Annotated in this window: 10 protein-coding genes; 6 read left to right on the forward strand and 4 right to left on the reverse strand. The window is 49.3% G+C overall.

Going from position 1 to position 15,341, the window contains the following annotated elements; translation table 11 throughout:
• Window positions 1-216 precede the first annotated feature (216 nt).
• Complete coding sequence (locus tag PPOP_RS02225) at window positions 217-1,053, forward strand: aminoglycoside 6-adenylyltransferase (protein ID WP_006284400.1); 837 nt, start codon at window positions 217-219, stop codon at window positions 1,051-1,053.
• A gap of 166 nt (window positions 1,054-1,219) precedes the next feature.
• Here PPOP_RS02225 and PPOP_RS02230 read toward each other — a convergent pair whose 3' ends face one another.
• Entirely contained in the window at window positions 1,220-3,547 is a 2,328-nt protein-coding gene (locus PPOP_RS02230) for a S8 family serine peptidase (protein WP_006284401.1), read from the reverse strand.
• Window positions 3,548-4,544: 997 nt separating this feature from the next.
• Between PPOP_RS02230 and PPOP_RS02235 the strand changes: the two genes are divergently transcribed.
• The 5 genes from PPOP_RS02235 to PPOP_RS02255 all read left to right on the forward strand — a co-directional run bounded on the left by PPOP_RS02235 (window position 4,545) and on the right by PPOP_RS02255 (window position 13,765).
• Complete coding sequence (locus PPOP_RS02235) at window positions 4,545-11,177, forward strand: non-ribosomal peptide synthetase (RefSeq protein ID WP_159101802.1); 6,633 nt, start codon at window positions 4,545-4,547, stop codon at window positions 11,175-11,177.
• Window positions 11,178-11,207: 30 nt separating this feature from the next.
• A complete protein-coding gene (locus PPOP_RS02240) occupies window positions 11,208-11,552 on the forward strand; it encodes a hypothetical protein (protein WP_006284404.1) in 345 nt (114 codons plus the stop codon).
• Window positions 11,553-11,587: 35 nt separating this feature from the next.
• Window positions 11,588-11,929, forward strand: a complete 342-nt coding sequence (locus PPOP_RS02245) for a hypothetical protein (RefSeq protein ID WP_006284405.1) — start codon at window positions 11,588-11,590, stop codon at window positions 11,927-11,929.
• A gap of 163 nt (window positions 11,930-12,092) precedes the next feature.
• Complete coding sequence (locus tag PPOP_RS02250) at window positions 12,093-12,437, forward strand: hypothetical protein (RefSeq protein WP_006284407.1); 345 nt, start codon at window positions 12,093-12,095, stop codon at window positions 12,435-12,437.
• Between the two features lie 65 nt (window positions 12,438-12,502).
• Complete coding sequence (locus PPOP_RS02255; protein WP_006284408.1) at window positions 12,503-13,765, forward strand: methyl-accepting chemotaxis protein; 1,263 nt, start codon at window positions 12,503-12,505, stop codon at window positions 13,763-13,765.
• 8 nt (window positions 13,766-13,773) lie between these two features.
• Here PPOP_RS02255 and PPOP_RS02260 read toward each other — a convergent pair whose 3' ends face one another.
• The 3 genes from PPOP_RS02260 to PPOP_RS23250 form a co-directional block, all read right to left on the reverse strand.
• Window positions 13,774-14,061: a hypothetical protein gene (locus PPOP_RS02260; RefSeq protein WP_042227071.1), complete on the reverse strand. Its 288-nt coding sequence runs from the start codon at window positions 14,059-14,061 to the stop codon at window positions 13,774-13,776.
• A 184-nt stretch (window positions 14,062-14,245) separates the two neighbouring features.
• Window positions 14,246-15,187, reverse strand: coding sequence for a hypothetical protein (locus tag PPOP_RS02265; protein WP_042227073.1), 942 nt, complete (start codon window positions 15,185-15,187; stop codon window positions 14,246-14,248).
• Window positions 15,184-15,336, reverse strand: coding sequence for a hypothetical protein (locus tag PPOP_RS23250; protein ID WP_199898931.1), 153 nt, complete (start codon window positions 15,334-15,336; stop codon window positions 15,184-15,186). The genes PPOP_RS02265 and PPOP_RS23250 overlap by 4 nt, the downstream gene beginning before the upstream one ends.
• Window positions 15,337-15,341: the final 5 nt, after the last annotated feature.

Here is a 15,341-nt window from a genome sequence, read left to right on the forward strand (position 1 = left end):
ACCAATCTCGACTCTCTCCCTCCGGAGAGTATGTCGGTTGTAAGTGGGCAATTTTCAACCGATGATATTGGGTATTTTACATCCGATTTTCACAAAATGATTGGAGGAGTTAGGATGTCAATAATAGAGCATTTTATATAACATTGTTTATTAGTAATTAGAGGCCCTTCTAATAGGAATGCGTATAAAGAAATAAAATATTTAGGAGGAGAAAAAATGCGTTCAGAAAAAGAAATGATGGAATTGATATTACGAGTAGCTAAGAAAGATGAGAGAGTACGAGCTGTTGCAATGAATGGTTCTCGAACAAATTCTAATGTACCTAAAGACACTTTCAGAGATTATGATATTGTTTATCTTGTATCTGACTTACAATCGTTTCTAATCAATCCTGATTGGATAACTGTTTTTGGGAAAAGAATAATAATGCAAACACCAGAGGATATGGCAATGTTTCCACCTGAATTAGGTGGAAGATTCACATATTTAATGTTATTTGAGGATGGTAATAGAATTGATTTAATGCTGATTCCGATTGAGGAAAAAGATATTTATTGTTCTGAAGATGGATTAACAGTTATTTTATTAGATAAAGATGGGAATATGCCTAAGCTTTCTGAACCAACAGATAAAGATTACTGGGTAAAAAAGCCTTCTGCTGAATTTTTTGCAGATTGTTGTAATGAATTTTGGTGGGTTTCAACTTATGTGGCAAAAGGGTTATGGAGACAAGAAATACTTTACGCTTATGACCACTTAAATAGTGTAAGAGAAATGTTACTAACAATGCTTGAGTGGAAAGTTGGTATAGAAACCAATTTTTCTTTGAGTGTAGGAAAAAACAGTAAGTATTTGAAGTGCTACCTTGATAACGATGTGTGGAAAAGATTGATGAAAACCTATCCTAGTGGAGATTATGAACAAGTGTGGAATGCATTTTTTGAAACAATTGACTTGTTTGAGCAAGTAGCTATTGAAGTAGCTAGTATTCTCGAATATCAATACCCTTCTGAAGATGCGAATAAGTTAAAACAATACCTTACTAAAAATTAAACTCAATATTTGTGAAGGTATACACTTAAAGTGACGAGGGCGTAAATTAAAGAACATTGAGTTGCATATGCAGCTCAATGTTCTTTATTTAGTTAACGAAGCAGGTTAGCTTAAGAAATGTATCTATATACGTTGAATACATGTAGTTAAAGTTTAAGGTTTGATTTTATTGTTTTTTCGAGACATTACTATTGTTATGATGTTCATGGAGATTCAGGACAGTTAGTTTGAAATCGTTAATTTTTGTATTGAACTGCATACTTAGCATCGTCTTATTATGGTTGGGATGCCCGTTCGGCGCAAATACATCCGGGCTGACCTTAAGCCACTCGAGTACGGGCACTTCAGATTGTGCGCTGACATACACGCTGACAGGAAGCCTGATCTCGTGGCCACCGTCGCCTTTCAAAATGACATGACCTTCATAATTCCCTGTTACGTGAGCCGGGATGTGCAATCTCACGTCGAACGTCTGCCCGGGGCTAACGGTTGCCTTACTCGACGTTACGATTCCGCCGCCTGTAGGCCAATCAATGGAGACGGAATAGGGCTGACGGGCATTGGAGATGCTCTTCAGCCGTACCGTTTTCTTCACCGTATTCGCCGAAGAAATAGCCCCGAACGAGAGGCTGCCCGTTTCATATTCGAACGGTGCGCTCGGATTATCTTTAAGCGTGACGCTCGCTGACTCTTGCACTAAGGCGATCGCCGGGGCCTCTACGCAGCGCTTCAAATCAACCTGGCCTGCACCTTGTTCCGTCAGCTTATACCGTTTCCTCATGCGATCCTTCAGATCTACCAGATCTACGGCATGATTCATCATCAGCGCCTTGATTTCATCCGGACTCAGATCAAGGTTGTTCTTGCGGGAATACTCCACCAGCAATGCTGCAGCACCGGCGATATGCGGTGCAGCCATGCTCGTGCCTTGGAAGCTTTCATACGCATGTTCGTAATTGCCGTCCCAAGCCGGCACGGATGACAGGATGGCCACGCCCGGTGCGGCAATGTCCGGCTTCAGCGTATAGTCCGGCAGCGCAGGACCGCGTGCGCTACCGGACCAAAGCCCTTGCTCCTCGATATTGGTGCAGACAACCTTTTTCACCGAACCGGATCGAATATGATTTGTCAAGATAATACCGTCATCTCCCGAAATGCCATAAGTAGGAACAAATTCATAGCCCTCCCCATGGAGGTAAGGAGCCAGATCGCTGCAAATAATGAGCGCCGCAGCTCCAGCATGTTTCGCGTTTCTTGATTTTTCCCCGGCGCTGATCTGGCCGTGGGAGACGACCACGAGCTTCCCTTTCACGTTTTTGTTTTTGTAATCCTTTTTCTTTCCGATTCCGGCATAAACCGCTTCAAGCGGCTTATCTACGGCCAGAATCGGAGATGAAGTGGCGTGACGCGGGAAAAACTTCCGATATAGTCCATCGACGTGAAACACCGGGGTCAGGACCGGAGGAGAAGAGGCGGCAACGGAAATGGCCGCCTCTTCTCCTCCCGGACTTCCCAGCGTATGCGGCTTCGGTCCGTAATTGCCTGCAGCGACGACCACGACGACCCCGGCTTTGGTCGCATTGTCCAGCGCAACCGATTGCGCGCTGTACTGGAAGTTGTAATCGCTGCCGAGCGACAGATTGAGAACATCTACCTGATCTTGGTAGACGGCATGCTCAATGGCGCGAATAACGGCTTCCTGAGATGCTGTGCCATATGGCCCGGTAACGCGATAAGCATACAGGTCTGCCTGCGGCGCAATTCCACGGATCTTGCCGCTGTCGCCGGGATGATCGCCATTTCCTCTGCCGACAATCGTTCCCGCGACATGCGTGCCATGGGTGGTATGATACTCTTTTCCGTCTTTTTTGGGCTTTGTCTTGTCTGGTCGCGTCTCCATCGGATCATCGTCGTTATCGACGAAATCATACCCGCCTTTCAAGGCGCCCTTCAGGCTCGGATGATGGTAATCGACACCAGAGTCAAGCACCCCGACCTTGATGCCTGCTCCCTCATAGCCCCTATCCCATAAGTCATTCGCTCCGATAGAGTACGCACTTTTATGCATCCAGGCGCTGTCGCCATCAGCGCTCGTCCCGTTCGAAGCCGCTTGGAATTCCGCGTTCGGATAGACGGCCTTGACACCAGGAATCGTTAGCAAATCATCAACCTTGTTGGCAGGTATGCGGACCGAAAATCCATTGAATACATGACGGAACTCGTAACGGATCGAGGCTTGCAACGGCTTCAGGGCGCTGCGGAATTGGTGATGCTCTTGCCGGATATCGCTCTCGACATCGTCGCCGAACAAGGACTGTGTACTCGCGGCCTGAGCTTCTGCGACGTTCACCGGTTCCTGTTGCAGTTCTACGATCACGGTAATCCTATCGCTGCCGTCCATTTTTTCAGTCGCGCCCGCTACTCCCGGCAACACCATGCTGGCAAGCAGCAAGACGCTAAGGGCCAAAAATATGTACTTGCGGAATGAATGCATTCTCAAACGTAAGCCTCCTTTCTTGCGGGCGGTAGGGAATACAATGATTTTGTCAAATGATGTCGATACATGAATCAAGCTTACCTCTATTTCGTATGGAGGGTAAGGGGACTATTCCCTATCTTCCCATTCCCTTCTCCGTTGGAACATGTCGAAAAACTACTAATAACGTCTAGTAATAAGAAAAATATTACAGGATTACTGGGCTTTTAGAACGATATCAAAAATAGAATAGAACCGCAATAGCGTGATTATTCTGTCTCGAATACAGTAATAAATAGCGCATTTATCACCTTGACAATCCATCTTCCACTCCACCAACTAAAATTTAGGGAGTTAACTATTTTGTGTTCCATGTATTCTTTTATCGTTTCATCGATAGGTTATGTCCTTGTTTTTGAAAATAATTTACATGTGACTGAACCCGTTCCCGTATCGGAAAATACCCCAAATTCTGAGAACAAGGTGTGGGCTAGTTGACGCTTCCCTATTAGGATACATTTTTTCACTTCAAACATATGTATATATGAACAGATACTAAAAAAATAAGATAAATTATCCGATATATTTTCTGGGGCAATGGTGAGGGTGAACAACAGCTTCCGGATGATACATGTCAGAAAGCGGCGAAATACAGGGCAAGGGAGGCGCAAAACGTGAACCTGCTTCTGCCGTGTTGACACGGATGGTTGCTTTGTTTTCAGATTTTAAGTTTTCAGATTTATGCGCAACGATGAAATTGCAGATGAAATTGCAAAGGAAGATGAAAATGTCGCTGTTAACAACGGAACTATCCGAATTACGGGGGTGGAAGCCTTATTTAGATCAATTGGAAGAACGGACCATTCTTCGGATTCCGTCTGGAATGTCTGACGGCTCCTTACAAACCTTTGTTTATCCCTGGCCACAAGAATGTCAACAAATTGTTCGGCGTTTCTCACAGACCGAGCGGTTTAACGCCAAGCATTTGCTAGGTGTTGCATGGGGAATATTGCTGATGAAATATGTAAGGCGAGAGGAAGTCGCTTTTGCTGTGCTCGAACATCCGGGTCAGGTGTTTCCGTTCATGATGTCAGGGCAGGCGGGGACTACGATGCAAGAGACGATGAATGTAGCCGCCTCTGTTATGGATGAGAACCGGTTAAAGGCCGTAAGCCTGGATGAATTATCTGCTGTATGTGAACTTGAAGGGGAACTGCCTGTATGCAACACGGCGATATTGGTGGGATCCGAGTTCAGGGATGCAGACTTGCAGGGCAAATTTGAGATCGCGGTTGCTTACCACGAACAATGGGACGGCGGATTGACCATCCGGTATACACAGGGAGCATTTACGGATAACTCCATTCGCAGGATGTGCATGCATCTTCAAAAAATAATGGAAGCGTGCTTATGCGTTCCAGGTACGAGGATAAGTGAGCTCAACCTAATTTCGAACGAAGAAAAGGAAGTTCTGGCAGGGTGGAATGCGACGGAACATCCTTTCGAGCGAAACTGCACGATTCATGAATGGTTCGAAGAGCAGGTTGTGAAGACTCCGGATCATACGGCAGTGGTTTACAAGGAGAAGTCATTGACCTACGGCGAGCTTAATGAACAGGCTAACAAACTCGCTCGTGTGCTGATACGCAAGGGAGCTGGTAAAGGGCGCATCGTTGGCATACTGGCCCATCCTTCCCTGGAGATGATGATTGGTGTTATCGCGATATTGAAGACGGGTTCGGCTTATTTACCGATAGATCCCGCTTATCCTGCTGATAGGGTGCGATATATGCTCGAAGACAGTGGGACGGAACTGCTCGTGACCGAGCCGCGGGTGAAGATGGACGGCACAATCCAATTCAAGGGAGAAATCGTTTGTGCTGTTAACGCCTTGAACAAGGCAACTGATCCAGACTCGGAAGCGCCAGCGGAGATGAAGGAGCCTTCCGATGTACCGGTAAGAGCGGATGACCTGGCCTACATTATTTATACTTCTGGCTCGACCGGTCGGCCAAAAGGGGTGATGATCGAGCATCGTTCACTCGTAAATCTTTGCATGTGGCACAACAGACAATTTAGGGTTACGGACAAAGACCGCGCTACGAAATATGCAGGCTTCGGTTTTGATGCCTCGGTGTGGGAGATGTTCCCGTACCTTGTGTCCGGTGCTTCCATTCACGTTATACCGGAAGAAATCCGGCTCGACGCTGCCGCACTGCATGCATACTTTACGAACAATGCCATTACCATCAGCTTCCTGCCGACCCAGTTTTGTGAACACTTTATGACCCTAGAACATCCTTCCCTGCGGATTTTGCTTGCCGGAGGGGACAAACTCAAGTCGTTCAGCCACCCGACCTATGCGTTGTACAACTGTTACGGGCCGACAGAGAACACGGTGGTCACGACCGCATATCGCGTGACGGAGCTTAACGAGAACATTCCCATCGGATATCCGGTCGACAACTGCAAGATTTACATAACAGACGCGTACGGACACCCACAGCCGATCGGCCTTCCAGGGGAACTATGTATTGCAGGCAGCGGACTCGCTCGCGGTTATTTGAATCAACCCGAGTTGACAAGCGAGAAATTTGCTGTCAGCGATGTAATTGGTGGAGAACGCTTGTATCGGACGGGCGATCTGGCCAGATGGACGGAGGACGGAGTCATTGAATTCCTCGGCCGGATCGACCATCAAGTGAAAATTAGAGGCTTCCGGATCGAGACCGGCGAGATTGAACATCGGCTATCGCAGCATCCGCAGGTCTCCGAGGCCATCGTTATCGACCTTGAAGATGCTGCCGGAGCGAAGTACTTATGCGCTTACGTGGTGGCTTGCGGTCCATTTTCGTACGATGAAATGAGCGAGTTTTTAACAGAATCTCTGCCGGAGTACATGGTGCCAACGAAGCTCGTACAATTGGAAAAGCTTCCTCTTACCGCGAATGGCAAAGTAGACCGGCGGGTGCTGCCTGCGCCTATGGCCTCAACCGACGAGGAAAATTTCGAGGCCCCGGTGGGAGATTGGGAAGTGGGAATTGCGAAACTGTGGTGCGAAGTGCTCGGAATAGAACGCATCGGTGTGAGGGAATCGTTTTTTACGGTTGGCGGTGACTCATTGAAGCTCGTTAAGCTGCAGATGAAGCTGGAAAGACAGTACAATCTTTCGGTTCCGATTGCCGTATTATTCGGGAATCCGACGGTTCGCGAGCAGGCACAATGGCTGGAACAAGCTGCTTCAAGTGGCAAGCAGGCAGCAGAGGTTGTGGATGGCAACCCGCGGATATCGCAATCCGGCCCTCCCATTACGAAGGTGCCGGTTCAGGAGACCTATCCGGTTGCTTCCGCTCAGCGGCGTCTATATGTTATCGAGCAGATGGAACAGGTGGGTACGGCTTATCATGCGCCATTTGCCTTCCGGATCGACGGTTCTGTTCATCACCAACGGCTTGAGCAGGCATTCTGTGCGATGATCGAGAGACATGATGCACTGCGGACGTCCTTCCACTGGGAGAACGAGGAGATCGTTCAGCGCATTCATGAACAAGTTGTGTTCGAACTTAAGCTGGAGGAATCGTCGGAAGAAGGTCTGCAGGAGCTAATAGGCTCGCTTATCCAACCTTTCGATCTGACGCAGGCCCCACTGGTTCGGGCTTGGATTATCGCATGCGGGTCCAACACCTCTGTGCTCCTGGTCGATTTCCATCATATTGTCGTGGATGGCGTATCAGCAAATGTCTTTTTCGACGAGCTATCCAGACGGTACCGCGGTGAAATGTTGCCGGAGCAAGCGATTGGGTTCGCGGATTTTGCCGTCTGGCAGACGAATGCGGCACAACGTCGCAGTGGCCAGGACATGCATGCCTACTGGGAGAAGACCTTGGCGGGTGAGCTGCCTATTCTTCAACTGCCGGCGGACTTTGAACGCCCCGCTAAGCAAAGCTTTAAGGGGAATACCATATCTCTGTGTCTTGACGAGGAGAACACCGGCCGACTGAAGGCATTCGCGGCTTCAACAGGGACGACGCCATTTATGGTACTGTTTGCTGGATACCATGCGCTTTTATCCCGTTACACCAATCAGGAGGACGTCATTACAGGCGTTCCGCTGGCGGGAAGACGGCAAGAAGAGGTGCAGCCTCTGATCGGAATGTTCGTGAATACGGTGCCTGTGCGTTGCTACCCGGAGAAGAGCAAGCCATTTGCCGAACTACTACATGAAGTGAAGGCAGCCTTATTGCATACCTTCGAGCATCAGGATTACGAACTAGAGGAACTGGTCCGTTCTTTGAATATTCGGCGGGATGCAAGCCGCAACCTGCTGTTCGACACGTTGTTTGTCATGCAAAATACAGGCACACTGGAGCTTCGGCTTGAGGGGGCAAACGTATCTCTTCATCCCTATTTCCATCCGATCTCGAAATACGATTTGATGGTGGACATTACGGAGGAGTCAGACCGAATCCGCATTGATCTTCAATACTGTACCGATTTGTTTGAACAGAACACGGTGGAAGCGTTCGGCAGTCGTTTCTTGAGGATGCTTGCGGATGCTATCGAGCATCCGGACAAAAAGATAGGCGAGCTGGATATGCTGAATGCGGAAGAAGAGCGCTTCGTTATCCATCAATTCAACGATACGGTATCGCCTTACCGGGATCATATGACCATCCATGAACTTTTCGAGGAACAGGTGCAATGTACGCCGGACAAGCCCGCGCTCGTATTTGGTGATCAGTCCATGTCCTACCGCGAGCTGAACGAGCGGTCGAACCGTCTCGCTTACACACTGCGGTCCAAAGGCGTTGTACCTGATCAAGTCGTCGGGCTGATGGTGGATCGTTCTTTCGAGATGATCGTCGGGTTGTTGGCCATTTTGAAGGCAGGCGGAGCCTATGTTACGATAGATCCTGAATATCCGCAGGATCGGATCGTGTATATGCTAGGAAACAGCAATACGACATTGCTCTTGACCCAGAGACATCTGGCCGGCCATGTCACTTACACGGGCGACACGATCTTGATTGACGACGAGGAGGCATATAGCGGATACGCGGACAATTTGCCTTCTGTGAACAAGTCTGCTGATCTACTGTATGTGATTTATACATCGGGAACAACGGGTACACCGAAGGGCGTTATGATCGAGCACCGCAACATCGTAAATCTACTGCATTACGAGTACACCGCAACCAACGTGGATTATAGCGGCAATGTGCTTCAATTTACAACGATCAGTTTCGACGTCTGCTCCCAGGAAATATGGTCGACGTTAGCTGCGGGGGGCACCTTGCACATGATTCCGAGCGACCTGCGGATGAACGTGGGCGAGCTGCTGTCGCACATTGAAAACAATGGCATTGAGATTTTATTTATGCCCGTATCGTTCCTAACGTTTATTCTGAATGAACAGGAATATGCAGACCGCTTCCCGTCTGCGGTCAAGCATGTCATTACCGCCGGAGAGCAACTGATCGTCCCGGAGAAATTCCGCGAGCACTTACAACGGTACGGCGTACATCTGCACAATCACTATGGACCGTCGGAAACGCACGTGGCAACGACACACACGATCGATCCGGCCGGAGTGATTCCAGAGCTGCCTCCGATTGGCAAGCCGATATCGAATACGCAAATCTATATCGTGAACGAATATCTTCAACCCCAGCCGGTGGGCATTGTCGGTGAACTTTATATCGCTGGAGATAACGTTGGGCGTGGGTATCACAATAACCTGGAGATGACCCATGAGCGCTTTGTACCCAACCCGTTTGTTCAGGGAACGCGGATGTACAAGACGGGTGACCTGGCCCGATGGACGAAGGAAGGTACGATTGAGTTTTTGGGACGACTGGATCATCAGGTTAAAATTCGCGGGTTCCGCATCGAACTCGGCGAAGTCGAAAACAGCCTGTTGAATCATCCAGCGGTATCGGAGGCGATTGTTGTCGCCAAAACGGATGAAAAAGGCAGTCACTACCTATGCGCTTATTTCACAGCGGCAGTAGAGCTGACAAATCGAAATCTGCGGGATCATATCGGCATGCAGCTGCCGGATTACATGATTCCTTCCTATTTCCTACAGTTGTTGGACATGCCGCTGACCCCTAACGGCAAAATCGACCGCAAAGCACTGCCGGATCCGGATGCCTCCCATGGGCGAAGCAAGGATGAGGCGGGTCCGCGAACGGAGTTGGAACAGGCCGTAGCCGATGTGTGGCAAGCCGTGCTTCAGGTCGATCGGGTCGGCATTTACGACAATTTCTTTGAGCTTGGCGGGCACTCGCTGAAAGCGACGGTTGTGGTGGCAAGGCTGCAGAAGCAGTTTGAAATCGGGATGAACGATATGTTCGAATATCAGACGATCGCTGCCCTTGCGGGAAAAATCAAACCGAAGACAAATCATCTGCAACAGCGACTCGAACAGGTCAAGCAAAACTATGCCCAACTGAAGGAAATCGATTTTTCAGCGGAGGAAGTATGCTACAACCGCCGGAACATGAACTACGATTCCGTCGATTTTACAGCGCTGAATCGCTACAGTGAGGTGCTGTTGACTGGGGCAACAGGCTATTTGGGTGCCCATTTGCTTCATGATTCGATCCATGTAAAGGCCTGGGATGTACATGCGATCGTCCGTGCAGGCTCAGACCGTGAAGCGAAGGAGCGCTTGCGACAAAAGTGCGCTTATTACTTCGGCAAGGGCTGGTTTGAGCGGCATGAAGACCGTATCCATGTCCATGCCGGCGATATCACGAAAGACAGGTTGGGCCTGGCGGAAGAGCGTTACGTAGCGCTTCTGCATCGGGTAGATGCGGTCATTCATGCGGCAGCCAACGTGAAGCATTATGGAAGTTATGCCGATTTCGAGCTGCAAAACGTGAAGGCAACGCACAACCTGCTGAACTTTGCCGCCGAAGGCAAGCCGAAGCATATGCATCATATCTCGACGCTTGGAGTAGCTACAGGGGTCATCGAAGGAAGCAGGCATGTCAGCTTCACCGAGTATGACTTGGATCTGGGACAGCAGTTCGAGAACTATTACGCAAAAACAAAATTCGAAGCGGAGCGTCTTGTTGTGGCCGCACGGGATCGGGGAACGGTTGCCAGCATATACCGCCTTGGCAACATCGTATTCCATTCGCAAACGGGTCGTTTCCAGGAAAATATCGCCGATAACGCGTTCTATACGACGCTGAAGTCCTTCCTTGAACTGGGGACGGTGCCTGGAGAATACAACGATATTGACTTTACTTACGTTGACCAGTCCAGCAAAGCGATTGTACAGTTAGCCGATATCGCGGCGCTGCAAAATGAAGTATTCCATATCGCCAACCCGTATGAAGCCGGAGTAGGTGCGGTACTGCAGCAAAATCCCTTGAACCGCAAGGTAGAGCTTTTACCGTTTGACTCCTTCATCAATTATCTGCTGGAGCATTATGATGATGAGCGATACAAGCATGCGATCGAGCAGATCATGCTTCATTACGGCTGGATGGAAGAAGCCATCTTTACCACAATGTTCAGAATCCGTAGTGATAAAACAACTGGAATTTTGTCGAAACTTGGTTTTGAGTGGTCTCCATTAAATACTCCGATGATGCAAAGAATGTTTGCACATTGCAGGGATGAAGGGTTTATCTAATACGATATTTTTTCAATTGGAGGAAAGAACATGTACACAATGCATTACGATCCAGTAAAAAACCGTATCGATATAAAAATAATCAAAATTAACAAGGACAATGTGGACAACTACATTGCCGACTACACCAAAGTGCTGGAGAGCGTAAAGCCCGGCTTTATCGGTTTGGCCGATCTTAGTGAAAGTCAGTTGGTTACGCCGGATGTTGCTGAAAAGTTGGGCTCCCTTGGCCCAGTATCGGTAGATAAAGGCATGAGGAAATGGGCTTATTACACCGGCTCTGCGATTAGCAAGCTGCAGATGAAACGCATGTTCGGCGAGTTGGCAGACGCCTTCGAAAAACGGGAAGAAGCCGAACATTTCTTAACAAATTAACGGACGAAACTTTTTATATAAACGGAGGAATTAACATGTATAAAATCCAATATAATCCAACAGAAAACCGTGTCGATATAATAATAATCGAGATTAACAAGGACAATGTGGACAACTACATTGCCGACTACATCAAAGTGCTGGAGTGTGTAAAACCCGGCTTTATCGGTATGGCCGATCTTAGTGAAGGTCAGTTGTTTACGAAGGAAATTTGTGAAAAATTAGATCCACTTTCCCAGGTAACGGTAGGGAAAGGCTTGAGGAAATGGGCGAACTACGCCACCCCTGAGATAAAGTTACAGATGGATCGCATGTACGGCGAGGTGGCAGACACCTTCGTAACACGGGAAGAAGCCGAAGCTTTCTTAAAAGAGTAACGGACGAAACGGTCGGCAAGGTGACATTCGAGCAGGGGATGCTCGCTGATCGGGAACTTTCTGAGCAAGTAAGCGCCAAAAATTTCGAAAATAGCAAGGCTACTCGATTTTTCGCGTGATCCTTTCATGAAATCATATTTTTTATTCAGATGGGGGAAAGCACATGTATAAAAACCATTACGATCCAGTAAAAAACCGTATCGATGTAAAAGTAATCGAAATTAACAAGAACAATGTGGACAACTACATTGCCGATTACATCAAAATACTTGAGAGTGTAAAACCTGGCTTTGTCGGTATGACCGATTTTAGTGAAGGTCAGTTGTTTACGAAGGATGTTGCTGAAAAATTGGCTCATCTTGGCCAATTATCGGTAGATAAAGGCATGAGGAAATGGGCTTACTACACTGGCTCTGCGATTAGCAAGTTGCAGATGAAACGCATGTTCGGCGAGGTGGTAGACGCCTTCGAAAAACGGGAAGAAGCAGAAGCTTTCTTAAAAAATTAACTGAAAATTGCACCCGGTGTCTTATGACACCGGGTGCAATCAGATAGGTGGCGTAGTCAAATATCATGAAATTTAATCAACCTCATTTACAGCAATCACATAAAAAAATAGGACTGCAGGGTGCAGGATTGTATGCAGGAGCTGCACTTTTCATCAACGTCATTTGCTTTTTGCTTGGTCTTCCCGTCTACGCGGGTCTGATTATGAGTCTAGTGCTAACTGCAGTTGCCGGCTACGGCGTTTCCATGCGGATGTTAGGATTGGCTGGCTTGCAAGAGAGGCAGGCAAGTACCGGGACGATCTCGGACCATCTCCAAGTGGATGACGTAACGATAGGCAAGCTTTTAGCCGAGCAGGGAATGCTCAATTATCGGGAACTATCGGAGCAAGTAAGCGCCAAAATTTCGAAAATGGTGGGTATGCTTCATGAAGTAAAAGGCAGCGCGGAACTAGGTTTTTATGTTTACGATATTATCAAGGAAGCAACGCATAGTGTATCCGCCGACTCCAACGAGCAAACCGAAATGATCCGGGTCAGCTCCAGTACGGTAAGTGACGTCGCGGCAGCGATCCGGCATATTTCCGTTAATGCTGACGAAGCAACAAGCGCTGCACACGAATCGTCTATCAACGCAACCAAAGGACAGGAATCCATTCTTCATGCCATTGAATGGATGGAAGAGACGAATTCAACCGTTCAATCCCTTGTAGAGATCATGAATCGTATGGAAGAGAGTTCCCGTAAAATTGTTTCGTTCGTATCGATTATCCGCGAGATTGCGGAACAAACTCATCTGCTTGCCTTAAACGCCGCGATCGAAGCTGCCCGCTTCGGAGATAATGGACGCGGATTTTCGGTCATTGCCAGCGAGGTGCGCAGCTTGGCTGAGCAATCCTCTCAATCAGCTAAGCAGGTGACAGAAGTTGTAACGGAGATCCTGAGAGAAACGTCACAAGCCGTCGGCTCTACCAGCGTCGTAGCTGAACAGGTTGATGATGGTCTTAGAGCGGTGAATGAAGCCGGGGGCGCTTTCGAGTTTATCAAGCTGTCAATTGGCGAAGTTGCAGGCCAAATGCAGGAGGTATCCTCTTCGGTTGAAGAAATAGCAGCAGGTACGGAACAGCTTGCTGCAAACATGCAAAAGACGGAGCAGATTGCTGTGAAGGCAACCTCGGAAATGAACAATGTCACGCAGGCTATCCAAGAGCATCATTCCATCATGCAGCAAATTTCCAGTACCACTGAATCACTACACGGGCTTTCAAGTGAATTGGAGCTGACGCTGAATGATTACCGAAACATCGTTCATGTTCTGGAGGCAGAATGAACATCAAGCTATCGTCGGTCGCAAGCGATGTGCTCGCCAAATGAGGACGTGCCATGATTGAGGCGATAATCCACGGCGTAACAAGCTCCGAAATATAATTTTCCAGTATAAAGATGGTTTGAAGCTCCACCCCGCAGCACCGTCGGCCGCGATTGGCCGTCCCAAGCCGCATAGTACACGCGCCGCGCCGAATCGATCGCCACGGCGTACACTTTGGCGGCGAACCGGTCCTGGCGCCGCTGACGAACGGATAGGCCCCTTCCGGCAGTAGACGGGACGGATCCGCCGCGGCCCATGCGAGCAGGACGGCCTCGATGTCCGCGGATGTGTCGCGGAAGCCGGTCAACGCCTCATAGTGGCTGATCGCCGCTTCGTATTCCCCAATATGAATCCCCTTGAACCCAATCATTACCACCACGACAACGCATAACAAGATCATCAAATTCCGCGGGTTTAGGACGTCTCAGATCGTCATATCTATCAGCCTCTCCCGTCCGAGTCCTGAAAGTCAGGATCCCATTCGTAATTCTCGTGCACAATCCGGTTCACCTCGTCGGCTACGCGATCCCATTTCTCGTGCGGGTGTTGCCGGATCATCCTGTGCAGCCTGAGCAAGCGCTCCTTCGGCAGCCGATGGGCGTAGCGCCGGATCAATCCGGGATAGGCGAGCACGTATCGCTTCATACGCACGGCCGCGCCGGCCACGCCCGCGAGAATATCCTGGCCGCTGTTCAGTCCGAGGATTTCCGGCTCATAATGGATGACGTACTGGAACGCGCGGTCCTTGATCAGATCCCGCTTGATTTTGGCGATCTCGCCGATATAATCGGCCAACAGCGGATCGTATTGCTGTAGCAAGAGCGGTTCCAGCTCCAGCCCCATATCTTTGCGCAGCGAGAAGTAATGAAGCAGCGCCAACTGCTGCAGCCGTATCGTATCGTTGCGGATTAACGGCCGGAGCTCGCGCAGCAGCTCGTAGGTGAGCTGCTTGTCGTCATCCCAGTGTGAGAAGGCATGCTCCCAGTCGCGGAATATGTCCTGGGCCAGCTGCTCCTGCTCGCGCTGCAGCAACTGGCCCAGCTCGCGGCTGGCTTCGGAGGACATCGCCTTCCGTTGGACGAACCAGAGCAGGCCGATCAATAGGATGGACGCTGCGGCGCAGAGTGCCATCTGCCCGAAGGAATCGCTGAGCAGGATGCCGATGAGCCCGAGCAGCAGGGCGAGAAGCCGCTTCGTGTGCATCGATCGTCTCACCCGGGCGGCCGCTTGACGTTCGATCGGGCGCAGCGAGGCTTTGCCGCAGACCGGACAGACTTCTTCCTCCAACGCGGTGAAGGCCTGGCATGAGGCGCAGCGATGTACAAGATGATAGAGCTGCTTCGGCTTGCGGTACGATCTGAAATAGACAGGTAATTTTTTCATGGTGTTCTCTCGCTCTCGCCGTTCACGACAGCGACAAGCCGGGCGTCAATCTCCGCCGGCGAAGGCGTCGTCTTCCGTCGAACCCAATAGAAGACGGCCTGGCTGGCGACAAATAGAAACAAAACTGCGATGCAAGCGTATGCTAACATAGAGC

Origin of the sequence: Paenibacillus popilliae ATCC 14706 (genome assembly GCF_000315235.1) — a bacterium.
Lineage (GTDB): Bacteria > Bacillota > Bacilli > Paenibacillales > Paenibacillaceae > Paenibacillus_B > Paenibacillus_B popilliae.